Source organism: Oleiphilus sp. HI0067, from assembly GCF_001635735.1.
Genome location: NZ_LWFI01000502.1, coordinates 1 through 949, shown reverse-complemented (window position 1 = coordinate 949; position 949 = coordinate 1). Strand labels below are relative to the sequence as shown.

Annotated in this window: 1 protein-coding gene; it reads right to left on the bottom strand. The window is 44.1% G+C overall.

Features of this window, described 5'->3' with window-relative positions; translation table 11 throughout:
* Positions 1-612: 612 nt before the first annotated feature.
* Positions 613-949, bottom strand: a 337-nt coding sequence (locus A3739_RS05970; protein WP_304440262.1) for an FAD-binding domain-containing protein, incomplete at its 5' end; no start/stop codon positions are given.

The following is a 949-nucleotide window of genomic DNA, read 5'->3' as shown; positions in this document are numbered from 1 at the left end:
GAGCATGGAGAATATAGGGGAATGGTAGTTGGTTGAGTTTTAGGTTTTGTCCTAATAGCCAACTATTTTGAGTTTGATTTCTTTGGCTAGGCTTCTCTAGGTTTTGACCTAAAGGTTGAGTTAAGGGCTTATCCTAAGCCCCGGCTTAGGCATTTTCTCCCTGTATATAAATAGCTTCTGTAATAGTAGTTCTGTGTAGTTAATTTATTATTCGATTTTCTTACTACTATTCTTGTCGGCGGCGGCCGACAGCGCCTCTGCATTTTTAGGTTTCGACCTAAAGGTCGAGTTAAGGGACTTGTGCTGACAAGCCCCTTAACAATCCTAATCAGCCCCACTGACATGCCCTTTGGGGTCATTCGTTGCTCAAAAATAAACAGCGTCTGCGGGACTCGCCTTCGGCTCAAACAATCCTCGACGAATTCCTGTTTATTTTATCCAGTCACGAATGTACCCGNAGGGCCGAAGAGCAGGTACGCATTTCTTTGGTTCTTTCTTGTGCGAGCAAGAAAGAACATAAAAAGATTAGAAGCGATTAATCTCGAATCAACGAAAGATTTTGTAAGGCAGAACCAAATGCAGAAGTGGCTTTTTGGCCAAAACCGAAACAAATCATAAAATAGGCCAATCCGCAGCATCGGTATAATCCAATCGATGATTCTCATCGCTATCCGTCCATTTCGCTATGAACTCTCCATTGGGATCATACATTTGCGTTTGTTTTTTTAAGTTGAACTGGCGGCCTCCTCTTGGATCAGCACCAACGCCCGCAATATATTGCCAATTCCCCCAGTTTGAAGCGGGATCGTAATCGATCAGTTGTTGCTCGAAGTAAGACGCGCCACATCGCCAATCTAAACCCAATTCATTTATTAACGCGGATGCGACAATTTGTCTCCCACGATTGCTCATGTATCCCGTCGCGTTTAGTTGCCGCATACAGGCGTTG